Genomic DNA, 24,570 nt, shown 5'->3' with positions numbered 1-24,570 from the left:
GGATGGCGCCGCGCTCCGCGGCGGAACGGAAGAACCTTACGCTCGCCCGCCATACCTACATCCGGAACACGCCAAACCGCGTCTCCTCGATCGGCTTGTTCAGCGCGGCACTCAAGGACAGCGCCAGCACATCCCTCGTCTTCCTCGGGTCGATGATCCCGTCATCCCACAGCCGCGCACTGGCATAAAGCGGGTGGCTCTGGTGCTCGAACTGTTCCAGCGTCGGCCGCTTGAACTCGGCCTCCTCCTCGGCCGACCACGTCCCGCCCTTGCGCTCGATCGCGTCGCGCTTGACCGTGGCCAGCACGCCCGCCGCCTGCTCGCCCCCCATCACGCAGATCCGCGAATTCGGCCACGTCCACATGAAGCGCGGCTGGTAAGCCCGTCCGGCCATGCCATAATTCCCCGCCCCGAACGAGCCGCCCACCAGCATGGTAATCTTCGGAACGCTCGTCGTCGCAACCGCCGTCACCATCTTGGCGCCGTGCCGGGCGATCCCCTCGTTCTCATAGGCCTTGCCCACCATGAACCCGGTGATGTTCTGCAGGAAGACCAGCGGAATGTTCCGCTGGCTGCACAATTCCACGAAATGCGCCCCCTTCTGCGCCGACTCGGAGAACAGCACGCCGTTATTGGCGACGATCCCCACGGGGCAGCCCTTCACATGGGCGAACCCGCAGACCAGCGTCTCCCCGAACCGCGCCTTGAACTCGTCGAAACGCGAGCCGTCCACCACCCGCGCGATCACCTCGCGAATGTCATAGGGCGTGCGCAGCCCGGCCGGCACCACGCCCAATATCTCGTCCGGATCGTAAGCCGGCTCTTCCGAGGTCTGCCACATCACCGTATCCGGCTTGCGCCGGTTCAGCCCGGCCACCGCCCGCCGCGCCAGCGCCAGCGCATGCGCGTCATCCTCGGCCAGGTAATCCGCCACGCCCGACAGCCGCGTATGCGCATCGCCGCCGCCCAGCTCCTCGGCGCTCACCACCTCGCCCGTCGCCGCCTTCACCAGCGGCGGCCCGGCCAGGAAGATCGTCCCCTGCTCCTTGACGATGATCGTCACGTCCGACATCGCCGGCACATAGGCCCCGCCCGCGGTGCAAGACCCCATCACCACGGCGATCTGCGGAATGCCCTGCGCGCTCATGTTCGCCTGGTTGTAGAAGATCCGCCCGAAATGGTCGCGATCCGGGAACACCTCGTCCTGGTTGGGCAGGTTCGCGCCCCCGCTGTCCACCAGGTAGATGCAGGGCAACCCGCACTCCGCCGCGATCTCCTGCGCGCGCAGGTGTTTCTTGACGGTCATCGGGTAATACGTCCCGCCTTTCACGGTCGCATCATTGCAGACCACCATGCATTCCGTGCCGCTCACCCGGCCCACGCCGGCGATCACCCCGGCACAGGGCGCGTCGCCCCCGTACATGTCATGCGCCGCCGTCGCGCCGACCTCCAGGAACGGGCTCCCCGGGTCCAGCAGGTTCGCCACCCGCTCCCGCGGCGGCATCTTGCCCCGGCTGCGCTGCCGGTCCCGCGCCGCCTCGCCCCCGCCCTGCGCGGCGGCGGCCACGGCCTCCTCGACCAGCCCCAGCGCCTCGAGATGCGCCTTGCGGTTGGACAGGAATTCCTCCGACGATGTCAGGACCTTGGATTTCAGTTTCATCGTCTCTCCTCACACACGCGCGGCGCCCGTCACGGCCCGCGTAGTTGCAATTATGCTGCAGTGCCGCATTCGCGCGGCAGCTTGACCTGAATCAAGGCCCGACTCATCCCTCCGGGCGCAATCAGGGCGCACGAAAAACGATTGGGACATACCATGAAAACCCTGACGAAACTTGCTCTCACCACCGCCCTTGCCACCGTCGCGGCCGTTCCGGCCCTCGCGCAGTCCAAAGGCGACATGACCCTCGGTCTCGGTGTCCACTGGGTCGTGCCGACCGACAGCTGGAGCGCCACCGCCGCCGGCCCGGTCCGCGTCGACGACAACGTCCGCCCGACCCTGACCTTCGAATACTTCATCGCCGACCGGATCGGCCTCGAAGTGCTGGCCGCATGGCCCTTCGAGCACGACGCCCAGCTGCTGGGCGCGGGCGACGTGGTCAAGACCAAGCACCTGCCGCCCACGGTCTCGATCCAGTACCACTTCACCAACTCGTCGAACATCACGCCCTTCGCGGGCATCGGTGTCAACTACACCCACTTCTGGGATGAAAAAGGCACCGGCGTCCTGACCGGCGTCCCGGTCAGCCTCGATGACAGCTGGGGCGTTGCCGTCCACGCCGGCCTCGATTTCAAGATCAGCGAGAAAGCCTCGCTGCGCGCCGACATCCGCTGGATGGACATCGACACCAAGGCCACGGTCGGCGGCGTTCCGATCGGCAATGTCAGCATCGACCCGATCGTGATCGGCGCGGCCTACGTCCTGAAATTCTGATCCCGTCGGATGAAGGGACAGGCGCGGGCCGGCGGAAACGCCGGCCCGTATCTCGTTCCGGTTCATGAGCCCCCCTCCGCCGCCGCGCGGGCCTTCAGCTCCTTGCGGATCACCTTGCCCGTCACCGTCATCGGCAACGCGTCCAGGAACCCGATTTCCCTTGGATAGGAATAACTTGCAAGCCGTTCCTTCACGAAATCCTGCAACCTTCCGGCCAACTCCTCGCTCGCCGCGACCCCGTCTTTCAGCACCACGTAAGCCTTGACGATCTCGGTGCGCATCTCGTCCGGCTTGCCCACCACGCCCACGGTCGCCACCGCCGGGTGTTTCAGCAGGCAATCCTCGATCTCCGCCGGCCCGATCCGGTAGCCTGCCGAGGTGATCACGTCATCCTCGCGCCCCACGAATCGCAGGTACTCCCCCTCCCAGGTACCCCGGTCGCCGGTCAGCATCCAGTCGCCGCGAAATTTCGCCGCCGTCTCCTCCGGCCGCTGCCAGTATTCCAGCATCATCGAGGCCGACCCGCGCCGGATCGCCACGTCCCCCTCTTCCTCGGTCGGTTGACCATCACCATCCAGCACCGCGATCTCGTGCCCCGGCACCGGTCTACCGATGCACCCGGGCGTCGCCGCGAACAGCGCGCCACAGGAACTCGCCACCATGTTGCACTCGGTCTGCCCGTAAAACTCGTTGATCGTCACGCCGAACGCCGTCCGCCCCCAGTCGAGCATCTCCGCCCCCAGCGGCTCGCCCCCGCTGGCCACCGTCCGCAACCCCTCGATCCGCACATCCGCCGCCTTCAGCATCCGAAGCGCCGTGGGCGGAAAAAATACATTTTTGACAGCGCCTTCGCCGACAATCCTCACGCACTCCTCCGGCGTGAATTTCGCCAGCCGCGCCGCGACAACGGGCACCCCCAGCGCCAGCCCCGGCATCAGCACGTCGAACAAACCGCCGATCCACGCCCAGTCCGCCGGCGTCCACAGGCAATCGCCCTCTTCGCCCAGGAAATCGTGGCTCACCTCGACCCCCGGCAGATGCCCCGTCAGCACCCGATGCGCGTGCAGCGCCCCCTTGGGGCTTCCCGTCGTGCCGGAGGTATAGATCAGCACCGCCGGCTCTTCCGCCCCGGTCTCGACCGTCTCGAACCGCCCCTCGGGCAGCGCCTCCTCTTCCGGAACGAAGGCCGCCACCCCCGGCAACGCCTCCAGCATGCCCACGCCCTCGGCATCCGTCACCACCACGGCCGCCCCGGCATCCGACACCCGGCTCGTCAACGCCTCCTGCTTGAAGAGTTTGAACAAGGGTATTGAAATCGCACCGATTTTCCAGATCGCCACATGCGCCGCCGCACACCACGCGCCCTGGCTCCGCAGCACGCCAACACGATCGCCGCGCCCCACGCCCCGCGCCACCAGCGCCTGCGCCAGCCCGTCGGCCATCTCCCGCAGCCGGCCGTAACTGACCTCCTGCCGCCCGTCGCTCAGATCGAGGATCGCCAGACGGTCCGGCGCCGTCTCCGCCCAGTAATCGCAAACCTGCGCCGCCATGTTCAGCCGCTCCGGCAGGTTCCACCGGAACCCGCCGCAAAGCGCCTCGTATGACTCCGTGCGCGCCAGCATCGCCTACTCCGGCAGGGCCGATTTGAGAACGCGGGCCTGCTGCGCCGTCTCCTGCATCAGGCACGCCGCCACCGCCGGCCCGGCGCCCGAGCCCCGGCCCCATTGCGACTGCTCGAACCCGCACCGCGCATCGCGATAGCCGATCCACGCCCGCTGCATGTCCCGCAACGCGACTTCCTGGCTGGGCACTCCCTCGCCATTCTCCGCATCCATCTCCTTGGAAAACGCCAGCAGCTCGCCATAGGTCGCGTTCAGCACCGTGTCCCACCACTGCGCCTCGGCCTGCAGACACTGGCTCATTCCCACCGTGGTCTGCCCGCCCTCGCTCTCTTCCATGCAGCGCTCGGCGGCCTGCCCGATACATTCCTCGAACTGGCCGGCCACGCCCACGCTCTCGAGACAGGCCTCCGCCACCGAGGCGTCGAACACCTGCTCCTGCGCCATGACAGGCGCCGCCAGCATCAACGCCACCAAGGCAAACCTCATCCCATCGCCCCCATCATCTCGCGCCCCACCAGCATCCGCCGGATCTCGCTCGTCCCGGCGCCGATCTCCATAAGCTTGGCATCGCGGAATATCCGCGCCACCGGCGCGTCGTTCAGGAACCCGGCCCCGCCCATCGCCTGCACCGCCTGGTGCGCCTGCACCATCGCCTGCTCGCTGGCATAGAGACAGCACGCCGCCGCATCCTGTCGCGTCACCTCTCCCCGGTCACAGGCCTTGGCCACCTCGTAGACATAGGCCCGGGCCGAGTTCATCGCCGTGTACATGTCGGCAATCTTCCCCTGCATGAGCTGGAAATTCCCGATCGGCTGGCCGAACTGCTTGCGCTCCACCATGTAGGGCATGATCTCGTCGAGGCAGGACGCCATGATGCCCAGCCCGATCCCGGCCAGCACCACTCGCTCGTAATCCAGCCCCGACATCAGCACCCGAACACCCTTGCCTTCCTCGCCCAGCACGTTCTCGAACGGCACTTCCACGTCCTCGAAGATCAGTTCGGCCGTGTTCGACCCGCGCATCCCCAGCTTGTCGAAATGCACGCTGGTCGAGAACCCCTTCATGCTCTTCTCGATCAGGAAGGCGGTGATCCCCTTGTTCCCGGCCTCCGGGTCGGTCTTGGCATAGACCACCAGCGTATCGGCATCCGGCCCGTTGGTGATCCAGTACTTGTTGCCGTTGAGCTTGTAGTGATCGTTCCGCTTCTCGGCCTTCAGCTTCATGCCGACCACGTCAGACCCGGCGCCCGCCTCCGACATGGCCAGCGCCCCCACATGCTCGCCCGAAACCAGCCTGGTCAGGTATTTCTCCTTCTGCTCGGCAGTGCCGTTCAGCCTGATCTGGTTCACGCAGAGGTTGGAATGTGCGCCGTAGCTCAGCGATACAGAGGCCGAGGCCCGCGCCACCTCCTCCACGGCCACCACATGCGCCAGATAGCCCATGTCGACCCCGCCATATTCCTCCGGCACGGTAATACCCAGCAGGCCCATCTCGCCCATCTCTTTCCAAAGCTCGTTGGGAAAGGTGTTCGTCTCGTCGATCGAGGCGGCCATCGGCTTCACCCGGTCCTGCGCCCAGCGATGCGTCATCTCGCGCAGCGCGTTCACATCCTCGCCCAGGTCGAACTTCATGACGGCGTTGAACATCGGGATCTCCGGCATTTATTGAACACTTGTTCATTTACTAACTCGCAATCCGAGTCGCGTCAATCCCACAACCGTCGGCGCGGCCCCGCCCGCACCCCCGATCGGCGAGGAACCCCGCCCCGCCAGCCCGCGTTGATCGTGCGAAGAGGCTGACATCTGGAAAAGGATCCTATCATGACCGACAACCTGAAAGACACGTTCTGGGACCGTCTCGACGACATCACCGCCGGGATGCTCTCGGCCCCCTCGGCCCCGCCGCGCCCGATGGCCCATATCGCCAAGCGCAAGGATGGCATGCTCTGGTTCATTACCGCCAAGGGCACCGACATCGCGCAGGCCGCCGAAACCGGCGCGCCGGGCCAGTACACGCTGGCCTCCTCCCACGGTCAGCTCTACGCGGCGATCGAGGGCACCCTGAAGGTCGTCAACGATCCCGAGAAGCTCGATGAAATCTGGTCGCCCATGGCCGCCGCGTGGTTCGAAGACGGCCGCCACGACGACAAGGTCTGCCTCGTCGGCTTCACCCCGGTCAAGGCCGAGGTCTGGGAAACCGACGGCACGGCCAAGACCCTGTTCGAAATGGCCCGCGCCAACCTGACCGAGGACACGCCCGACCTCGGCAAGCACGGCCACCTGACGTTCTGAACTTGGATGGCAGAATGCGAAAAGCGCGGCCCTGTGGCCGCGCTTTTTGTTTCGTGGTGCAAACGAACCTTCTCGGAGCCCGAAGTGCAGTGTCCGCCCCGAGCCCGCTTGGACCGTCAAGAATTTGGTCATATGCTGAGAACGAGCGAAGCAGGGAGGCGACTTTGACCCAGGTGCAAGGCAGCAAGGACTGTGGCAACTCCCCGAAGAACAAGTTCGCTCAGGATGTGGCGGTCGCCCTGGAATGTGGTGAAACCGACCCGGGCGCGTTCAGCGAAAACGTGATCTGGGAGACCCCCTCAACAGAGCAAATCACGGGAAAGCGTGCGCTTCTCGAGCATCTTCGAGATCGGCCGAAACCAAGCTCTGTCGTCGTCCAGCACGCGATTACGCACGGCAAGGTTGGTGCTGCGAGCGGAGAGGTGACGTTCGCGAACGGGCATACGCGACGCTTCTGCCACGTGTTCGAGTTTACAAGTGCCAAGGCCAACTGCATCGCCGTCGTCAGAAGCTACAGCTGATCGCGCCAGTGTCCGCCCTGTCCCGCCGAGCCGACGTTCGGATCAGAAAGCTGCCGACGACTTCGCCGCGCGTTTCACTTTACGCCGCCTGCTCCTGCCACACGGCCCCCACCTCGGCCCGGATGATCCGCGCGATCAGCGCGCAATCCTCGAGGGAAAAGGTCAGCGGCAGCCGCATATCCACGATCCCCTTCAGCACCCGGTCCGTCTCCGGCATCCGCTCCGACGGCGCATAACGCCAGCTGTCGTACCGGCTGGTGAACCCCGTGGGCTCCGCCCCGCCGAACCATTTCAGCTCCACGCCCCGCCCCTTGCAGCGGTCGATCACGTCGGCCACGGCGGCGTCGGGCCAGTCGAGCAGCAGGAACTGGATAGACGAGCCCACGTACCGCTCCTCCTCCGGCCGCTCCACCACCCGCAGCCCCGGCGTGCCGCGCAACCCATCCTCCACGGCCCGGTACCGCGCATTCCACGCCGCGCATTGCCCGTCCAGCTTCGCCAGTTGCGGCCGCAATATCGCCGCCCGCAGATTATCCATCCGCCCCGACACGTTGGGCGTCTCGTACTTCACCCGCGCGAAAACCTCCTCCGGCGGCACCGTCCCGTTCCGGCCATACAGCATGTAGGACCCCGACAGCATCACCCCCCGCGCCATCACCTCGTCGTCGTCGGTGACAAGGAACCCGCCCTCGCCCGAATTCATGTGCTTGTAGGTCTGGGTCGAGTAACACCCCACCAGCCCGTGCCGGCCCGAGGGCACGCCCTTCCACGCCGCGCCCATGGTATGGGCGCAATCCTCGATCACGGTGATCCTGGCCGCGTCACAGATCGCCATCAGCCGGTCCATGTCGCAGATATGCCCGCGCATGTGGCTCAGCATCAGCACATCCGCCTCGCCCGCCTTCGCCTCCAGGTCGTCAAGGTCGATCACCAGCTCTTCCGTCACCCCCACGAAGACCGGCACCGCGCCGATCCCGGCAATCGCCCCAGGCACCGGCGCCAGCGTGAAGGCATTGGTCAACACCCGGTCGCCCGGCGTCACACCCACGGCCCGCAGCGCCGTGGCCATGGCATACCCGCCCGACGCCACCGCCAGCGCGTATTTCGCACCCACGTAGCCTGAGAATTCCCGCTCCAGCAGCGCAACCTCGCCATCCTCGCCCTCGGCCAGGTTGTACCGGTGCAGCCGCCCGTGCCGCATCACTTCCAGCGCCGCCGCGATCCCCTCTTCGGGGATCGGCTCCTGCTGGGTGAAACTGCCTGTGAACTTTTCCGTCATGGCTCTTTTCTGCGCCCGGTCTGGCCGCAGGTCAATAACCCGCCGCCCCTCACGCCGGCCCCAGCAGCCGGTCGCACACGCCCGGCAGCTCGTCGAAATGCCCGATCATCGCCTCCGGCTCCAGCTCGGCCACGCTCATCCCGGCCGGCCCGAAGGTCACCAGCACCGACGGCACCCCCGCCGCCCGGCTCGTCTCGCGATCCGTCACCGTGTCCCCCACCAGCAGCGCCCGCTCCGGCAGGCCCCCGGCCCGCCGCACCGCCTCGCGCAGCGGCTCCGGGTCGGGCTTTCTGACGGCCAGCGTATCCGCCCCGATCATCGCCCCGAACGCCCCGCTCACCCCAAGCCTGTCCAGCAACATGACGGCCAACCGCTCCGGCTTGTTGGTGCAGATCGCCACGCGATAACCGTTGTCCACCAGCATCGCCACCGCCTCCATCGCGCCGGGATACAGCACCGTATGCGTGTCGATCGCCCCCGCATAGGCCTCCAGCAGCAACGGGTACTGCCGCTCGATCTCCGCCACGTCCTCGGCGCGCCCCAGCCGCTCCAGCCCCAGCGTCAGCATCGCCTTGCCGCCGCGCAGCGCCGTGCCCGCATCGGCCACCGGGTCCAGCAGGTCGCCCTCGCCCATCGCCCGGAAACAGGCATTCGCCGCCGCGATCAGGTCGCCGCTCGTATCCGCCAGCGTTCCGTCAAGATCGAACACAACCGTCCGCATCACCCAGTCTCCCCACGGTTTCGGCGCCATTCCGCCAAGCCCTGTCACATGCCGCAATCAGTTTTGATGGGCCCCCGCCTTGCACGGGACACGCAACCCGATAAAACGGGCGCACCCGAATTGGAAGAGGAACCGCATGTCCACGGCGCTGATCATTCTTGCCGCAGGCAAGGGCACCCGCATGAAATCCGACCTGCCCAAGGTGCTCCACAAGGTGGCCGGCGTGCCCATGCTGCACCACGCCATGCGCGGCGGCGCGGCGCTGTCCCCCGAGCGCACCATCGTCGTCGCCGGCCACGGCGCGGAACAGGTCGAGGCGGCCGCGAAAGACTTCGACCCCGACGCCATCATCGCCTTGCAGGAAGAACAGAAGGGCACCGGCCACGCCGTCTCCATGGCCAGACCCGCCCTCGAAGGCTTCGACGGCGACGCCATCGTCCTCTACGGCGACACCCCCTTCATATCGCCCGAAACGCTCGAACGCATGGCCGAGGCGCGACGGTCACACGATGTCGTCGTCCTCGGGTTCGAACCCGCCGACCCGGCCCGCTACGGCCGCCTCGTGATGCAGGGCGACCAGCTCGACCGGATCGTCGAATTCAAGGACGCCTCGGATGAAGAACGCGCCATATGCTTCTGTAATTCAGGCGTAATCTGTGCCGGCGCCGCGACACTCTTCGACCTGATCGACGCCGTCGGCAACGACAACGCCTCCGGTGAATACTACCTCACCGACATCGTCGCCATCGCCAATGCCCGCGGCCTCTCCGCCACCGCCATCGCCTGCGACGTGGCGGAAACCCTCGGCATCAACTCCCGCACCGACCTCGCCGCCGCCGAGGCCGCCTTCCAGGCCCGCGCCCGCGCCGAGGCGATGGAGAACGGCGTCACCCTGCCCGCCCCCGAAACCGTGCATTTCGCCTTCGACACCGCCATCGGTCGCGACACGATCATCGAACAGAACGTCGTCTTCGGCCCCGGCGTCACCGTGGAAACCGGCGCTCATATCCGCGCCTTCTCGCATCTCGAGGGCTGCCACGTCTCGCGCGGCGCGGTCGTCGGGCCCTACGCCCGCCTCCGCCCCGGCGCGGAACTCGCCGAGGATACCCGCATCGGCAATTTCGTCGAGGTCAAGAATGCCACCATCGACGAGGGCGCCAAGGTCAACCACCTCTCCTATATCGGCGATGCCCATGTGGGCAGCGGCTCCAACATCGGCGCCGGCACCATCACCTGCAACTACGACGGCGTCTCCAAGCACCGTACCGAGATCGGCGAGAATGTCTTCATCGGCTCGAACACCATGCTCGTGGCCCCCGTCACCGTGGGCAACGGCGCCCTCACCGGCTCCGGCTCCGTCATCACGAAAGACGTGCCCGCCGACGCGCTCGCCATCGCCCGCGCGACGCAAGTGAACAAGCCCGGCATGGCCCGGAAACTCTTCGACCTTCTGAAGAAAAAGAAGGCGCAAAAAACCAGGACGGAGGCAGGCTGACATGTGCGGCATCGTAGGCATTCTTGGCACCCACGAGGTCGCCCCCACACTGGTCGAGGCGCTGAGACGGCTCGAATACCGGGGCTATGACAGCGCCGGCATCGCCACCATCAACGAAGGTAAACTCGACCGCCGCCGCGCGGTGGGCAAGCTCGTGAACCTCTCCGACCTGCTCGTGCACCAGCCGCTCGCGGGCAAGGCCGGCATCGGCCACACCCGCTGGGCCACCCACGGCGCGCCCAACGTCTCCAACGCCCACCCGCACAAGGCCGGGCCCGTGGCCGTCGTCCATAACGGCATCATCGAGAACTACCGCGACCTGCGCGCAAGGCTCGCCGAGAAGGGTCACGCTTTCGACACCGACACCGACACCGAAACCGTCGCCCTCCTCGCCCGGCAATTCATGGAGGAAGGCCACGGGCCCGCAGAGGCCGCCAAGCTCACCCTGAACGAGCTCGAAGGCGCCTACGCTCTCTGTTTCCTCTTCGATGGCGAACCCGACCTGCTGGTCGCCGCCCGCAAGGGCAGCCCGCTGGCCATCGGTCACGGCGACGGCGAGATGTTCGTGGGCAGTGACGCCATCGCACTGGCCCCCCTCACCGACCGGATCACCTATCTCGAGGAGGGCGACTGCGCCGTCGTCACCCGCGCGGGCGTCACCATCACCGACGTCAACGGCGAACTGGCCAACCGCGAAATCCGCACCGTCAACATCGACAACGCCCGCGTCGACAAGGCCGGGCACAAGCACTTCATGGCCAAGGAAATCGCCGAACAGCCCGTCGTTCTCGGCGACGCCCTGCGCCACTACCTTTCCGACGATGGCCGCGACATCGCGCTCGACGACGCGCGCCTCGACTTCTCCTCGCTCGACCGGCTCTCCCTCGTCGCCTGCGGCACCGCCCATATCGCCTGCCTCACCGCGAAATACTGGTTCGAACAGGTGGCGGGCCTGCCCGTCGACGTCGATATCGCGTCCGAATTCCGCTACCGCGAGCCGCCGATCCCCGCCCGCACCGGTGCCCTCTTCGTCAGCCAGTCGGGCGAAACCGCCGACACCCTCGCAGCCCTCCGCTACTGCGAAGGCCGGGCCGAACGCATCCTCTCCGTGGTCAACGTCACCGAAAGCTCCATCGCCCGCGAAAGCGATCTCGCACTGCCGATCTACGCCGGTGCCGAGATCGGCGTCGCCTCGACCAAGGCCTTCACCTGCCAGCTGGTCGTCCTCCTCCTGCTGGCGCTCAAGGCCGCGAAGGACCGCGGCGCCATGACCGGCGACGAGCTCGCCGACAAGCTTTCCTCCATCCGCGCCCTTCCGGCGCTGATGAACCTCACGCTGGAACGCGGCGACGAGTTCCGCCGCGCCTCCAACCAGCTGGCCGAGGCCGACCACGCCCTCTTCCTCGGGCGCGGCATGCTCTACCCGCTCGCCCTCGAAGGTGCGCTGAAACTCAAGGAAATCAGCTATATACACGCCGAAGGTTATGCGTCGGGCGAACTCAAGCACGGGCCCATTGCGCTCATCGACAAGACCATGCCGGTCGTCGTCATGGCCCCCCGCGACGCGCTCTTCGACAAGACCGTCTCCAACATGCAGGAGGTGATGGCCCGCGGCGGCAAGGTTCTCCTCGTGACCGACCGCGGCGGCGCGGCCGAAGCCGATGACGGCGTCTGGTGGCAGCTTATCGTGCCCGATTGCGACCCGCTCGTCGCTCCCATCCTCTACGCCCTGCCGGCCCAACTCCTCGCCTATCACACGGCGGTGGCCAAGGGCACCGATGTGGACCAGCCCCGCAACCTCGCCAAATCCGTCACGGTGGAGTGAACCATGGGAACCCAATACGACGCCCTCACCGACGCCCATATCAAGCTCATCGGCCAGCAGCACCTCTTCTTCTGCGCCACCGCCGCGCCGACCGGGCTCGTCAACGTCTCGCCCAAGGGGATGGACAGCCTCCGCGTCCTGTCCCCCAACCGCATCCTCTGGCGCAACTTCACCGGCAGCGGCAACGAAACCGCCGGCCACCTCGCGCAATCCAACCGCATGACGCTGATGTGGTGCTCCTTCACCCGCCAGCCGATCATCCTGCGCGCCTACGGCACCGCCCGCACCATCCACCCGCACGACGCCGACTGGGCCGAGATGGCCGACCATTTCCCGCCCCAGCCCGGCATGCGCCAGATCTACGACATGACCATCGACATGGTGCAGAAATCCTGCGGCTATGCCGTGCCCTTCTTCGAGCACGTGGCCGACCGCGACACGCTCAAACACTGGACCGACGACAAGGGCGAAGACGGCATCCGCACCTACTGGACGGAACGCAACGCCAAAACCCTCGACGGCGCCCCCACCGGCATCGAGGGCCCGGCATGACCCTGGAAGACGCGCTCGCCCAGCTCGAAACCCATGTCGAACCCGGCCGCGCCGAGGGGATGGCCGATTATCACAAGGTGCCCCGCCGCTATCTCGGCGTCGCCAACCCGGCCATCAACGAGCTTGCCAAGGAATGGCGCCAGACCCTCACGGTCGACGAGCGCGTCACCCTCGCCCGCGACCTCTGGAACACCGACATCTTCGAGGCCCGCCTCGCCGCCGCCAAGCTGCTGACCCAGGCCCGCATCCGCCCCGACGACGCCGTCTGGGAGCTCATCAAAAGCTGGCTCCCCGATCTCGACAGCTGGGCCATCGCCGATCACGCCATGATGGCCGGCCAGAAACGCCTCACCGCCGACCCCTCCCGCATCGAGGAGGTGGCGACATGGACCGAAGCGCAATCCCACTGGATCCGCCGCGCCGCGATGGTCATCACCCTGCCCTTCGCCCATCAGAACAACCCCAAGCCGCACGAAGAAGCCATCCGCACCCGCGTCCTCGGCTGGGCCGAGGCCTATGTGCAGGACCCCGACTGGTTCATCCAGAAATCCGTGGCATGGTGGCTGCGCGAGCTTTCGAAACACGACCCCGAGCGTGTCCGCGCCTTCCTCAAGGCCAATGCCAGCCACATGAAACGCTTCGCCCGCCGCGAAGCCTCCAAGTACCTCGACGAGAACTTCGGCTAAGCGCTCACTCGGTGCGGTACACCCGCACCTCCGGCAGCGAGGTCAAATCCGCCTCCAGAAGCCGCATCGCCGCCAGCGACAACCGACTTCCGGCCCCCGGCTCGGCATCGAGCGGCAGCAGGTCCACCGCCACCTTCGTGCCCTTCTCCGGAAACTCCACCCGGCCCCGCGCCTGCGCCTTGACCAGCGGCGTTTTCATCCAGATCCCCGGCTCCGACACCGCCCCCAACGAGGCGATCGTCACGCCAAGATCGGTCTCGCCCCCGGCGTTCCCGGCATCGGCCACCGCCTTCTGCCGTTCCTCGTCGCTCGTCGTATCCAGCGCGTCGGCCGTATTCGCCCCCGCCGGCGGTGCCGCCGCGGTGGTTGTCGCCTGCGCCTCCGCCTGGTCCGGCGCCCGCGCGGCCCGCTCCTTCGGCTTGAAAAGCCCGCCCTCGAACGCCCCGCACCCGGTCAGTGCCACGCAGCCAATGATCGCAAAAACCTGTTTCATCCCCCCAATCTAGGGCCCCCGCCCGCCGCCGACAATCCAAAGAACAACCCTTGTGCCGCGTTCCCCCACGGCATAGGTTCTTCCCCATGACCGCCCCGCTCATAGACCCCTTCCAGCGCGCCATTTCCTACCTGCGCGTCTCCGTCACCGACCGGTGCGATTTCCGCTGCGTCTACTGCATGTCCGAGAACATGACCTTCCTGCCCAAGAAGGAACTGCTGACGCTGGAAGAGCTTGACCGCATGTGCTCCACCTTCGTCCGCATGGGCGTGGAAAAGCTGCGCATCACGGGGGGCGAGCCGCTGGTCCGCCGCGATATCATGACCTTCTTCCACTCGATGACCCGCCACCTCGAAAGCGGCAATCTGCGCGAACTGACCCTCACCACAAACGGCTCCCAGCTCGCCCGCTTTGCGGACGATCTTTATGCCGCGGGCGTCCGCCGGGTGAACATCTCCCTCGACACGCTCGACGAGACGAAATTCGCCGACATCACCCGCTGGGGTCGCCTACCGCAGGTGCTCAAGGGCATCGACGCCGCGCAAAAGGCCGGCCTCAGGGTCAAGATCAACACCGTCGCGCTCAAGGGCTTCAACGAGGACGAGCTCTTCGACCTCGTCACATGGTGCGCCACCCGCGACATGGACCTCACCTTCATCGAGGTCATGCCGATGGGCGATATCGGCAACGAGGACCGGCTCGACCAGTACTGGAAACTGACCGACCTCCGCGCCCGCCTCGCCGTACAGTATACCCTCACCGACCTCCCCGAACGCACCGGCGGCCCTGCCCGCTATGTCCGGCTCGAGGAAACCGGCCAGAAGATCGGCTTCATCACGCCGCTCACCCATAATTTCTGCGAAAGCTGCAACCGCGTCCGCCTCACCTGCACGGGCGAGCTCTTCATGTGCCTCGGCCAGGAAGACATGGCGGACCTGCGCGCGCCGCTCCGCAACAACCCGTCCGACGACGCGCCGCTCGAACAGGCCATCCGCGACGCCATCGCGCATAAGCCCAAGGGCCACGATTTCGACTATTCGCGCCAGGCGGTCGACGGCAAGATGTCCCGCCACATGAGCCACACCGGCGGCTGATGCAGGGGGCGCCCCTGCCCGTCTGGCTCTACCGCGCCGCTGCCAATCTCGTGGCGCCGCTGGCCTATCGCCGCGTCGCCGCCAAGCTCTCGGCCCAGGGCATCTCCCCCGCCCGCCAGAAGGAGCGCCGCGGCTGTGCCACCGCCGCGCGCCCAAAGGGGCGCCTCGTCTGGTTCCACGCCGCCTCCGTCGGCGAAAGCCTCTCGGTTCTCCGCCTGATCGAACACCTCGGCCACGCCCTGCCCGACACCTCCTTCCTGCTCACCTCCGGCACCGCCACCTCGGCCCAGGTCGTGGCCAAGCGCCTGCCGCCCCGCACCCAGCACCAGTTCGCCCCCCTCGACGCCGCCCGCCCCCTGCGCCGCTTCCTGCGCACCTGGCACCCCGAGGCGGCGATCTTCGTCGAAAGCGAGCTCTGGCCTCAGATGCTCTCCCGCACCCACGACGCGGGCATCCCCCTGGCCCTGATCAACGCCCGCATCTCCGACGGCTCGGCCCGCAACTGGAAGCGCTTCCCGCGCACCGCCCGCTACCTGATGAACCATTTCCGCCTGATCCACTGCCAGGATCAGCGCACCGCCCAACACCTCCACGACCTCGGCCTGACCCAGGCCGAAGCCGGCCAGAACCTCAAATCCCTCGCCGGCCCCGCCCCCTACGACGCCGCCACGCTCACCGACCTGCAAGCGACGATCGCCAACCGCCCCCTATGGCTCGCCAGTTCCACCCATCCCGGCGAAGACGAGATCATGCTCTCCGCCCACCGATCCCTCCTAGAAACCCACCCCGACGCCCTCCTCATCCTCGTCCCCCGCCACCCCGAACGCGCCGACACCATCGCGAACCAGGTCACCGACGCCGGCTTCACCCCGGCCCGCCGCAGCGCCGACGACCCGATCACCCCGGAAACCCAGGTCTACCTCGCCGACACCCTGGGCGAGACGGGCCTCTGGTACGCCCTGTCCCCGATCACCTGCCTCTGCGGCTCCTTCACCCCCGTCGGCGGCCACAACCCCTTCGAACCCGCCCATGCCGGCTCCGCCATCCTCCACGGGCCGCTCCACGCCAACTTCGCCACCATCTACCCCGAGCTCGACGCCTCTGGCGCCGCCCGCGAAGTCACCGACGCCGAGGCCCTCGCCACCGAACTCGACACACTTCTCTCCGACCCCGCCGCCCTCGACACCATGCGCGCCAACGCCCGAACCTTCGCCGCCGCCCAGACCGACATGCTCGACGCCTTCGCCGAAACCCTTTGCAAGGCCCTCGCCCTGCGCTAGTCAGGCGCCACCCCAACCAAGGCGCCTCCCTTGCCCGAGCTCATCGTCACCAATTTCAACCCGAACTTCACCGGCGTCTCCGCCACCGCCGCGGGCGTCATCCGCCAGCAGGCCGCGCGGTTCGACATGGTCCTCGCCGGCCACCCCCTGCCGGGCTGCCCCACACCGGTCACCCGCAAGGACGCCATCCGCCTCTCGAAGACCAAGCCCGAAAACCGCCCCTTCACCATCTGGCACGTCCGCCGCAACCCGGAAATGCGCGCCGCTCTCTGGGCCCGCGACGTGCTCCGCCTGCCGGTGAAGATCGTCTTCACCTCCGCCGCCATCCGCCGCCACTCGGCCGTCCCCCGCTGGCTCATCTCCCGCATGGACGCCGTGATCGCCACGACCGAGAAGGCGGCCAGCTTCGTCCCCCATGTCCGCGCCACGGTCCCCCACGGCGTCGACACGACCCGCTTCACCCCCGCAACCGACCGCGCCGCCGCCTGGGCCGCCACCGGCCACCCCGGCACCGCCGGCATCGCCACCATCGGCCGCATCCGCCCCGAGAAAGGCACCGACCGCTTCGTCGATGCCATGATCGAACTGCTGCCACACCACCCCGGCCTCACAGCCCTCATCATAGGCCGCGCCGCCAAATCCGACGCCGCCTTCCTCGCCGGCCTCCAGAGCCGCATTGCCGCCGCCGGCCTCTCCCACCGCATCCTTTTCCCCGGAGAAATCCCCCCCGACGACCTCCCGCCGCTGATGCGCGCCCTATCGGCGGTCGTCCAGCTCCCCCGCTACGAAGGCTACGGTATGGCGCCCCTCGAAGGCATGGCCTCCGGCACCCCCTTCGTCGCCACCGACCAGGGCTATTACCAAAGCTTCTCGGGCCAGGGCACCTGCGGCCTCATCACCGAACCGGACCGCGCCGCCGAAACCCTCGCCACCCTGCTTTCCGACCCCGAGCGCCACGCCGAAATGGCCACCGCCGCCCGCAACGCCGCGGAAACCCACTACAGCATCGAACAGGAAGCCACCGCCATCGCCGCCGTCTACGACCAGCTCTGGGCGGACTCCTGACCCCCCGCTTCTTCTGGCCAGCAATATCCCGGGGGTGTGGGGGCTGGCCCCCACTCTTGCCCTCACCACCAAAGCCGCGCCCACAGGTCAGCACCCCGCCCCGGCTTCTTCTTGGTAGAAAATATCCCGGGGGCGTGGGGGCAGAGCCCCCACTCCTACCCCGCATCACAAAGGCATCCGCTGCTCGGCCACCCCGGCCCACCAGCTGCACCCCGCCGGGATCGCCTCGTCGTTGAAGTTGTACTCGGGGTGGTGCACCGCCGCCGTATCGCCGTTGCCGACCAGGATATACGCCCCCGGCCGCTCCTCCAGCATGAAGGCGAAATCCTCGCCCCCCATCACCAGCGGCGCGTCCTCGCACTGCCCGCTGACCGATCGCGCCACCTCGGCCGCAAACTCGGTCTGATCGGGGTGGTTCACCATCACCGGATAATTACGCTCGTAATTCAGCGTGATCTTCCCGCCAAACGCAGGCCCGAAACTCTCGCACAGCGCCTGCAGCCGCGCCTCCGCCAGATCCCGCATTTCCGGGCTCAGCGTCCGCACCGTCCCGATCATCTTCACCGACGAGGGGATCACGTTGAACGTATGCGACGAGGTCTCCATCGACGTGACCGACACCACCAGCTGCTCGGTCGGGTCGGCGTTCCGGCTGGCGATCGTCTGCACCGCTGTCAGCAGGTGCGCTGCCATCACCGAGGGGTCCACCGTCTCGTGCGGCTTGGCGGCATGCCCGCCCTTGCCCTCGACCAGGATCTCGATCTTGTCCGTCGCGGCAAAGAACGCGCCCGGCCGGATGGCGAACTGGCCCTGCGGCATGCCGGGCCAGTTATGCATGCCATATACCTCCTGGATGCCGAACCTTTCCATCAGCCCGTCGTCGCACATCACCTTGCCGCCGCCGCCGCCTTCCTCGGCGGGCTGGAAGATCACGGCCACGGTGCCGTTGAAATTCCGCGTCTCGGCCAGGTAGCGCGCCGCCCCCAGCAGCATCGCCGTATGCCCGTCATGCCCGCAGGCATGCATCGCGCCGGCCGTCTTCGAGGCATAGTCCAGCCCCGTCTGCTCGTGGATCGGCAGCGCATCCATGTCGGCGCGCAGCCCCACCACCTTGCCACTGTCGGCCTTCTGCCCCTTGATGATGCCGACCACGCCGGTCCGGCCCAGCCCGGTCACCACCTCGTCACAGCCGAAATCCTTCAGCTTCTCGGCCACCAGGGCGCTGGTCCGGTGCGTCTCGAACAGGATCTCCGGGTGCTCATGGATATCCCGCCGCCAGGCGGTGATCTCGTCATGCAGCTCTGCAAACCGGTTCTTCACGGGCATCTCTTTCGCTCCTTCTTCCTCAATATCCGCTCTCCGACACCAGCACGACATGGCCCGGCTCCACCTCTTCGTAGACGGACGGGCCCGGCTCGTACCCCACCTCGTGGATGGGCGACGGGATCGGCTTGAACTTCAGATCTTCCTCCGACCGGCGCCGTGCCGGGTCGGCCACGGGCACGGCCTTCAGCAGCGCCTTGGTATAGGCATGCTGCGGGTTCTCGAACACGGCCGCGCGCGGCCCCCGCTCGACGATCCGGCCCAGGTACATCACGCCCACGTCATGGCTCACCCGTTCCACCACCGCCATGTCATGGCTGATGAACAGGAAGGACAGGCCAAGCTCGGCCTGCAATTCCATCATCAGGTTCAGCACCTGCGCCTGCACGCTCACGTCGAGCGCGCTCACCGCCTCGTCGGCCACTATCAGCTTGGGGTTCAGCGCCAGCGCCCGCGCGATGGCGACCCGCTGCCTCTGCCCGCCCGACAGCTCGTGCGGATAGCGCCGCAGGAAACTCCGCGGCAGCTCCACCCGGTCGAACAGCATCGCCACCCGGTCGCCCCGGTCCGATGCGCTGCCGATCCCGAAATTCTTCATCGGTTCGGCCACCTGGTCCGACAGCTTCATCTGCGGGTTGAGGCTGGCGAACGGGTCCTGGAAGACCATCTGCATGTCCATCCGTGCCTTGCGCAGCTCGCCCGGCCCCAGCGCCATGATATCGGTGCCGTCCAGCATGATCTCGCCTCGGTCCGGCTCGATCAGCCGCAGGATCGAGCGGCCCGCGGTCGACTTCCCGCAGCCCGATTCGCCCACCAGCGACAGGGTCTTGCCCCGATCCAGCTCGAACGACACGTCCTCGACCGCGTGCACCTCGGCCAGCGTCCGGCGCAACAGCCCGCCGCGCACGGCAAACCGGGTGACAAGCCCCTTTACCGACAACAGCCGCTCGTCCGTTCCGGTGATCGGCGCAATCTTCTGGTCCGGCACCCCAAGCAGCTTCATCGGCTCCGGTGCCGCCTTCCCCCGCATCTCGCCCAGCCGCGGCACGGCGGCCAGCAACGCCTTGGTGTAATCATGCTGCGGGTTGGCGAAGATCTCCTCCACCGTGCCTTCCTCGACCTTGTGGCCCCGGAACATCACCACCACCCGGTCGGCCATCTGCGCCACCACGGCCATGTCGTGCGTGATGAACATCACCGCCGTCCCGGTCTCCCGCTTCAGCCGGTTCATCAACGCCAGGATTTCCGCCTGGATCGTCACGTCCAGCGCCGTGGTCGGTTCGTCGGCGATCAGCAGCCGTGGCTGACAGGCCAGCGCCATCGCGATCACCACGCGCTGCCGCATCCCCCCCGACAACTCGTGCGGGTACTGCGTCAGGCGCCGCTCCGGCTCGGGGATACGCACCTCGCGCAACAGCTCCAGCGCCCGCGCCCTGGCCGCCTTCCGGTCCATGTTCTTGTGCAGCCTCAACCCCTCGGTCAGCTGCCGCCTGATGGTGAACACCGGGTTCAGCGCCGTCATCGGCTCCTGGAAGATCATCCCGATCTGGTTGCCCCGGATCGTCCGCATCAGGTTCTGCGGCGTCTGCGCCAGGTCGATCTCGTCGTCCCGTCCGCGGTCGAACAACAGCCGACCACCGGAAATCTCGCCGCCCCCGAACTCCACCAGCCGCATCAGCGACAGCGACGATACCGATTTGCCCGACCCGGATTCGCCCACGACGCAAACCGTCTCTCCGGGGAACACCTCGAACGACACGTCCTCGACACCTGTCACAGGGCCATCGCGTGTCTGGAACTGCACCCGCAGATTCTCGATGCGGGCGACGGGACGGTCGAGCATGGGATCTCCTGTTCGGAAGCGCTGAGCCGAAGCTAGTGGCGGTTCGCCGTCAGGTCAAACCCGTTGAAAGGGCAAGGCCGCCGCCAAGCCCGATACCGCCAACCCGCCGCGCCCATCCCGGCCCGGCAAGGATTTTCCGCCAAAGCCTTCCGGCCTCCCCGCAGACGTGACAAGGTGCCCCCGACACGCGACAAGAACAGGAACGCCCAATGCCCCTATCCGACAACGTGAGGACCGCCATCATCGACGCCGTCGAACAGGGCTTCCCGGACCAGATCGAATTCACCAAGGTGCTGGTCCGCTTCCCCTCGATCCGCGGGAAGGAGCACGAGGTCGTCGATTTCATCGCCGGCGAGCTGGCGGAACGGGGCTACGAGGTCGACCAGTTCGACATGGACCCCGCCGCCATCGAGGCCCATGAAGGCGGCGGAAAGATCACGCCCGAGCACTCCACGGCACCGATCGTCGTCGGCACGCACCGGCCCCGGAACGAGGCTGGCCGCTCGCTCATCCTGCAATCGCATGTCGACGTCGTGCCCGCCGGCCCCGACACCATGTGGCGCCACCCGCCCTTCGAGCCGCATGTCGAGGGCGACTGGCTCTATGGTCGCGGCGGTGCCGACATGAAGGCCGGCCAGGCCCAGATCTTCTTCGCCATGGACGCGCTCCGCCGCGCCGGCTTCGCCCCGGCGGGCCGGGTCCACCTGCAAACCGTGGTCGAGGAGGAATCCACCGGCAACGGCGCCCTGATGACCTACCTCAAGGGCTACGATGCCGACGCCGTCCTGATCCCCGAACCGGAAGAGGAAATGCTCGTGCGCGCAAATGTCGGCACGCTCTGGTTCCAGGTCGAGGTGCAGGGCAAGCCGGTCCACGTGCGCGAAATGGGCAGCGGCGCCAACGCCATCGACGCGGCCTACCGCGTCGTCGCCGCCCTGCGCGGGCTCGAGGCGGACTGGAACGCCGAGAAAGGCGATCACCGCTTCTTCGAGGATCTCGACCACCCGATCAACCTCAACATCGGCAAGATCGAGGGCGGCGACTGGGCCTCCTCGGTGCCGTCATGGTGCCGCGTCGACTGCCGCATCGCCCTCTTTCCCGGCATCAGGGCCGCCGAGGCCGCCCGCCGGATCGAGGAGACGATCAGCACCTTCGCCGCCTCCGACCCCTACCTGGCGAACTCCCCGCCCAAGGTCACCTTCAACGGCTTCTTCTCCGAAGGCTACACGCTCGAGCCCGGCTCCGAGGCCGAGGCGGTGCTGGGCCGCGCCCACCAGGCGGCCACCGGCGAAGAGTTGCAAAGCTTCGTCACCCCCGGCTATCTCGACTGCCGGGTCTACCAGCTCTACAACCGCATCCCCTCGCTCTGCTACGGGCCAATCTCGGAAAACATCCACGGCGTCGACGAACGGGTCAGCGTCGAATCGATCCGCCGCACCACCATCGCCATGGCGCTCTTCATCGCCGAATGGTGCGGGGTCGAGGCGCTCGGGGACTAAGCCCTACCGCGGCACCAGCATCGTCACACCCACCGCCGCCGCCCTTGCCAGCGCGGGATCCAGCGACATCGGGATATACTCCCCCCGCCGCCAGAGCTGTGCCAGGTCGTCGTAATGCCGGCTCAGGAAATGCCCCGACTGGCCGGTCGAGATGATGAAGACGCTGCTGTCCGGGTCGGCAAAGTCGTAAACCCCCCGGAACCCCGCGCCATGCACGTTCTCGTAAGGCTCGGGCCCCTCGCCACTCGTCCGGCCCCGCAATAGCGTGTGATCCCCGCCCGAGGTGGACTGCCGGATATTCACGAAATACCGCAGCAACGGCACATCCCCCAGCACCTGGTGATCATGCGTCGCCTGGTGCGCGTCGCCCCAGCGCAGGCTTTCCAGCGCCGTCCCGTACCGCTCGCCGATCCAGACCAGCGCATCGTCCAGCGCCAGCCGGGCAATGTCGGTACAGCTCTCCTTCTGCGTCGACTGCCGGATGTCGCACCATGCCGAGGCGCCCTCGATATCGCGGTAGACCCGCTCGATGAACACCGGGTCGGGATGGGTGAACTCTGACGCCAGCGGCCCAAGGTCATCCTGGATCAGCCGCGTCATCAGCGCCCGCAGCCACGCGGAATAGATCAGCGGCTCCGGCAGATGCTCGTTCATCTCGCCGTTCCAGTTCGACAGCAGGTCCAGCGCCCGCTGCCTCTGCCGCTCGGGCGTGCCGTCGGGCGCGGCCTCGCCGGTGAACCACAGGTCCCGCCCGATCAGCGGCAACAGCGACCGCGCGGTAAAGCTCACCGTATCCAGTTGCGCCTCGATGAAACTGTCCCGCGTATGCACCTCGCGCGACTGCATCAGCCGCTGCCAGCGGTGGATCCGTTGGGTATCGCCCCACTTGAAACTCACATGCGACGGGAACGGCCGGCTCACCGTCTTGTTGTTGGTATTGCCCAGCACCCCGCCCACCGGCGCCACGAACTCGGGGTTCGACGAATAGGGCGTCATCGCCGGCCAGCGGTTCTCGGCGATCCACCCGCGCGACGGCATCCGCCCCTTGGTCTCGTGCCCGGCATCCCGGCGCGGCATCGCGCCGATCATCTTCATCGCGATGGTTTCGTCATCCGCCAGCATCAGGTTCTGCGAGGGCGCCACATAAAACCGCCCCGCCTCCAGCGCCTCGGTCACGTCCTGCGCCTGCATCAGCCGCATCGCCGCGGTCATCGTCGTGTCGGCCCCCGAAAGCGCCGTCCACGCGACCGACGCCACGTGCCCCGGCGGCGTCACCTCGGCCAGGTCGTAATGCGTCCCCGGCATGACCGGTCCATTGTCCGTCCAGCGCAGCGTCAGGGTGATCGGATCCAGATCCTTGATCTCGATGATCGTGCTTTCGGTGCGGAATTCCTTGTAGCCATCGGGCGTCAGGTACTCGCCCGGGTTCTCGGGGTTCAGCCGCTCGATATAGACATCCTGGTCATCCATGTAGGACGAGGTGACCCCCCAGCCGAGATTCTCGCTCCGCCCCGTCATCACCACCGGCACGCCGGGGATCGTCCCGCCGATCACCCCGCCGGTCGACAGCTCGATCCGGGCCAGGTACCACACCGACGGCGCGGTGAACCCCAGGTGCGGATCATTGGCCAGAAGCGTGCCGCCCGAAGCCGAGCGCGAGGGCGCCGCCGCCCAGGCGTTCGAAGCCCCGGCAAAGGCGCGATGATTGAACGGCGACAGCCGGTTCTTCGTGATATCCGATTTCGCATAGCGCGGCGCATGATCCCGCAGCTCGGGAAACAGCGCGGCATAATCCGGCAGCGCCGCGAGCCCGCTGCCCGGCGCCAGCGGCATGATATCCTTCATCCGGTCGTCGTCGTTCAGCGCCATAGAGGTGCGGGCGAAAAGCACCTCCTCCTCCAGATGCGCCGACAACTGCACCGACAGAAGCTTCACGATGGCGATCGAATCGGCGGGCTGCCACGGCGCGATCGGGAAATCGAACAGGAACATCTCCGGTGCCCCGCGCCCCCGCGCCTCCTCGTTGATCTCGTTCAGCCGCGCGTTCACGCCCCGCGAATAGGCCCGCAGCGCCTCCTGCGTCCAGGCGTCCTGCACGTTGACCGAATCCCGCGCCTGTCCGTAAAGGTCGAACCGCCGCAGCACCTTGTCCACGTCCACGGTCTGCGTGCCGAACACCTCCGACAGCCGGCCCTGCACCGTCCGGCGCAGCATCACCATCTGCCACAGCCGGTCCTGCGCATGGGCATAGCCCAGCCCGTAGAAGGTATCGAGATCGGTGCCCCCGAACACGTGCGGCACGTTGGAATGGTCCCGCACGATCTCGACCTGGCTCGACAACCCGTCCACCGCCAGCGTCTTGTCATACTCGGGCAGCGACCGCGACAGCAGGAAATAGATCACCGTGATCGCCAGCACGGCCAGCACGACCATCGCCCCGGCGATCCGAAAAAGCCATTTGAAGACCTGCGCCATCCTGCCCGGTTTCTCCTTGCATCTCGGGTCGGGATAGTCAGAAATTCGGGGCGAGACAATGGGAGGCGACGAGAC

At 67.1% G+C, this 24,570-nt stretch carries 21 protein-coding genes; 11 read left to right on the top strand and 10 right to left on the bottom strand.

From position 1 onward, the window contains the following. Window positions 1–55: 55 nt before the first annotated feature. Window positions 56–1,660, bottom strand: a complete 1,605-nt coding sequence (locus ACO07J_RS07515; protein ID WP_422027791.1) for a carboxyl transferase domain-containing protein — start codon at window positions 1,658–1,660, stop codon at window positions 56–58. A 153-nt stretch (window positions 1,661–1,813) separates the two neighbouring features. Between ACO07J_RS07515 and ACO07J_RS07510 the strand changes: the two genes are divergently transcribed. Then, window positions 1,814–2,431 carry an OmpW/AlkL family protein gene (locus tag ACO07J_RS07510; protein WP_422027789.1) on the top strand — a complete coding sequence of 206 codons (618 nt, stop codon included), beginning with the start codon at window positions 1,814–1,816 and terminating at the stop codon, window positions 2,429–2,431. A 62-nt stretch (window positions 2,432–2,493) separates the two neighbouring features. On the opposite strand, the gene ACO07J_RS07505 is transcribed toward ACO07J_RS07510, so the two are convergent. Genes ACO07J_RS07505 through ACO07J_RS07495 form a run of 3 tightly spaced genes read right to left on the bottom strand, consistent with a single transcriptional unit; the run spans window position 2,494 to window position 5,699 of the window. Continuing rightward, window positions 2,494–4,053, bottom strand: coding sequence for an AMP-binding protein (locus tag ACO07J_RS07505; RefSeq protein WP_422027787.1), 1,560 nt, complete (start codon window positions 4,051–4,053; stop codon window positions 2,494–2,496). Window positions 4,054–4,056: 3 nt separating this feature from the next. After that, a complete protein-coding gene (locus tag ACO07J_RS07500; protein WP_422027785.1) occupies window positions 4,057–4,539 on the bottom strand; it encodes a lysozyme inhibitor LprI family protein in 483 nt (160 codons plus the stop codon). Further along, window positions 4,536–5,699, bottom strand: coding sequence for an isovaleryl-CoA dehydrogenase (locus ACO07J_RS07495; RefSeq protein ID WP_422027783.1), 1,164 nt, complete (start codon window positions 5,697–5,699; stop codon window positions 4,536–4,538). The genes ACO07J_RS07500 and ACO07J_RS07495 overlap by 4 nt, the downstream gene beginning before the upstream one ends. A 174-nt stretch (window positions 5,700–5,873) precedes the next feature. On the opposite strand from ACO07J_RS07495, the gene ACO07J_RS07490 reads away from it, so the two are divergent. Both ACO07J_RS07490 and ACO07J_RS07485 read left to right on the top strand, forming a co-directional pair. Then, window positions 5,874–6,344 carry a pyridoxamine 5'-phosphate oxidase family protein gene (locus ACO07J_RS07490; protein WP_422027781.1) on the top strand — a complete coding sequence of 157 codons (471 nt, stop codon included), beginning with the start codon at window positions 5,874–5,876 and terminating at the stop codon, window positions 6,342–6,344. Between the two features lie 173 nt (window positions 6,345–6,517). Next, on the top strand, window positions 6,518–6,865 hold the full coding sequence (locus tag ACO07J_RS07485) for a hypothetical protein (protein WP_422029735.1): 348 nt from the start codon (window positions 6,518–6,520) through the stop codon (window positions 6,863–6,865). A 79-nt stretch (window positions 6,866–6,944) separates the two neighbouring features. On the opposite strand, the gene ACO07J_RS07480 is transcribed toward ACO07J_RS07485, so the two are convergent. Further along, entirely contained in the window at window positions 6,945–8,144 is a 1,200-nt protein-coding gene (locus tag ACO07J_RS07480) for a DegT/DnrJ/EryC1/StrS family aminotransferase (RefSeq protein ID WP_422027779.1), read from the bottom strand. Window positions 8,145–8,193: 49 nt separating this feature from the next. Continuing rightward, window positions 8,194–8,865, bottom strand: coding sequence for an HAD-IA family hydrolase (locus ACO07J_RS07475; RefSeq protein ID WP_422027777.1), 672 nt, complete (start codon window positions 8,863–8,865; stop codon window positions 8,194–8,196). A gap of 136 nt (window positions 8,866–9,001) precedes the next feature. On the opposite strand from ACO07J_RS07475, the gene glmU reads away from it, so the two are divergent. The 4 genes from glmU to ACO07J_RS07455 are packed head-to-tail and all read left to right on the top strand — an operon-like array spanning window position 9,002 to window position 13,423. After that, on the top strand, window positions 9,002–10,360 hold the full coding sequence (glmU, locus tag ACO07J_RS07470; protein WP_422027775.1) for a bifunctional UDP-N-acetylglucosamine diphosphorylase/glucosamine-1-phosphate N-acetyltransferase GlmU: 1,359 nt from the start codon (window positions 9,002–9,004) through the stop codon (window positions 10,358–10,360). Window position 10,361: 1 nt separating this feature from the next. After that, window positions 10,362–12,185, top strand: coding sequence for a glutamine--fructose-6-phosphate transaminase (isomerizing) (gene glmS, locus ACO07J_RS07465; protein WP_422027773.1), 1,824 nt, complete (start codon window positions 10,362–10,364; stop codon window positions 12,183–12,185). A gap of 3 nt (window positions 12,186–12,188) precedes the next feature. After that, window positions 12,189–12,737, top strand: a complete 549-nt coding sequence (locus ACO07J_RS07460) for a pyridoxamine 5'-phosphate oxidase family protein (protein WP_422027771.1) — start codon at window positions 12,189–12,191, stop codon at window positions 12,735–12,737. Beyond that, on the top strand, window positions 12,734–13,423 hold the full coding sequence (locus tag ACO07J_RS07455) for a DNA alkylation repair protein (RefSeq protein ID WP_422027769.1): 690 nt from the start codon (window positions 12,734–12,736) through the stop codon (window positions 13,421–13,423). The genes ACO07J_RS07460 and ACO07J_RS07455 overlap by 4 nt, the downstream gene beginning before the upstream one ends. A gap of 4 nt (window positions 13,424–13,427) precedes the next feature. Here the strand turns inward: ACO07J_RS07455 and ACO07J_RS07450 are convergent, their stop codons facing one another. Further along, window positions 13,428–13,916: a hypothetical protein gene (locus ACO07J_RS07450; RefSeq protein WP_422027767.1), complete on the bottom strand. Its 489-nt coding sequence runs from the start codon at window positions 13,914–13,916 to the stop codon at window positions 13,428–13,430. Between the two features lie 86 nt (window positions 13,917–14,002). Here ACO07J_RS07450 and moaA point away from each other — a divergent pair, with 86 nt between their 5' ends. The 3 genes from moaA to ACO07J_RS07435 are packed head-to-tail and all read left to right on the top strand — an operon-like array spanning window position 14,003 to window position 17,355. Continuing rightward, window positions 14,003–15,010: a GTP 3',8-cyclase MoaA gene (gene moaA / locus ACO07J_RS07445; protein ID WP_422027765.1), complete on the top strand. Its 1,008-nt coding sequence runs from the start codon at window positions 14,003–14,005 to the stop codon at window positions 15,008–15,010. Next, window positions 15,010–16,290 (top strand): 3-deoxy-D-manno-octulosonic acid transferase, encoded by a 1,281-nt coding sequence (locus tag ACO07J_RS07440; RefSeq protein ID WP_422027763.1) that lies wholly within the window; start codon window positions 15,010–15,012, stop codon window positions 16,288–16,290. Before moaA ends, ACO07J_RS07440 begins: the two co-directional genes overlap by 1 nt. 30 nt (window positions 16,291–16,320) lie before the next feature. Continuing rightward, window positions 16,321–17,355 (top strand): glycosyltransferase family 4 protein, encoded by a 1,035-nt coding sequence (locus ACO07J_RS07435; RefSeq protein WP_422027761.1) that lies wholly within the window; start codon window positions 16,321–16,323, stop codon window positions 17,353–17,355. A gap of 165 nt (window positions 17,356–17,520) precedes the next feature. Here ACO07J_RS07435 and ACO07J_RS07430 read toward each other — a convergent pair whose 3' ends face one another. Both ACO07J_RS07430 and ACO07J_RS07425 read right to left on the bottom strand, forming a co-directional pair. Further along, window positions 17,521–18,681, bottom strand: a complete 1,161-nt coding sequence (locus tag ACO07J_RS07430) for a M20 aminoacylase family protein (protein WP_422027759.1) — start codon at window positions 18,679–18,681, stop codon at window positions 17,521–17,523. Between the two features lie 19 nt (window positions 18,682–18,700). Further along, entirely contained in the window at window positions 18,701–20,521 is a 1,821-nt protein-coding gene (locus ACO07J_RS07425; RefSeq protein ID WP_422027757.1) for an ABC transporter ATP-binding protein, read from the bottom strand. A 209-nt stretch (window positions 20,522–20,730) separates the two neighbouring features. On the opposite strand from ACO07J_RS07425, the gene ACO07J_RS07420 reads away from it, so the two are divergent. After that, window positions 20,731–22,020: an ArgE/DapE family deacylase gene (locus tag ACO07J_RS07420; protein WP_422027756.1), complete on the top strand. Its 1,290-nt coding sequence runs from the start codon at window positions 20,731–20,733 to the stop codon at window positions 22,018–22,020. Window positions 22,021–22,023: 3 nt separating this feature from the next. Here ACO07J_RS07420 and ACO07J_RS07415 read toward each other — a convergent pair whose 3' ends face one another. Further along, the gene (locus ACO07J_RS07415; RefSeq protein ID WP_422027754.1) at window positions 22,024–24,495 is read right to left on the bottom strand and encodes a penicillin acylase family protein; all 2,472 of its coding nucleotides are present in this window, start codon (window positions 24,493–24,495) and stop codon (window positions 22,024–22,026) included. Window positions 24,496–24,570: the final 75 nt, after the last annotated feature.

It is taken from the genome of Roseovarius sp. (assembly GCF_965228755.1).
Lineage (GTDB): Bacteria > Pseudomonadota > Alphaproteobacteria > Rhodobacterales > Rhodobacteraceae > Roseovarius.
This window is presented reverse-complemented; position numbering and strand designations above follow the sequence as displayed.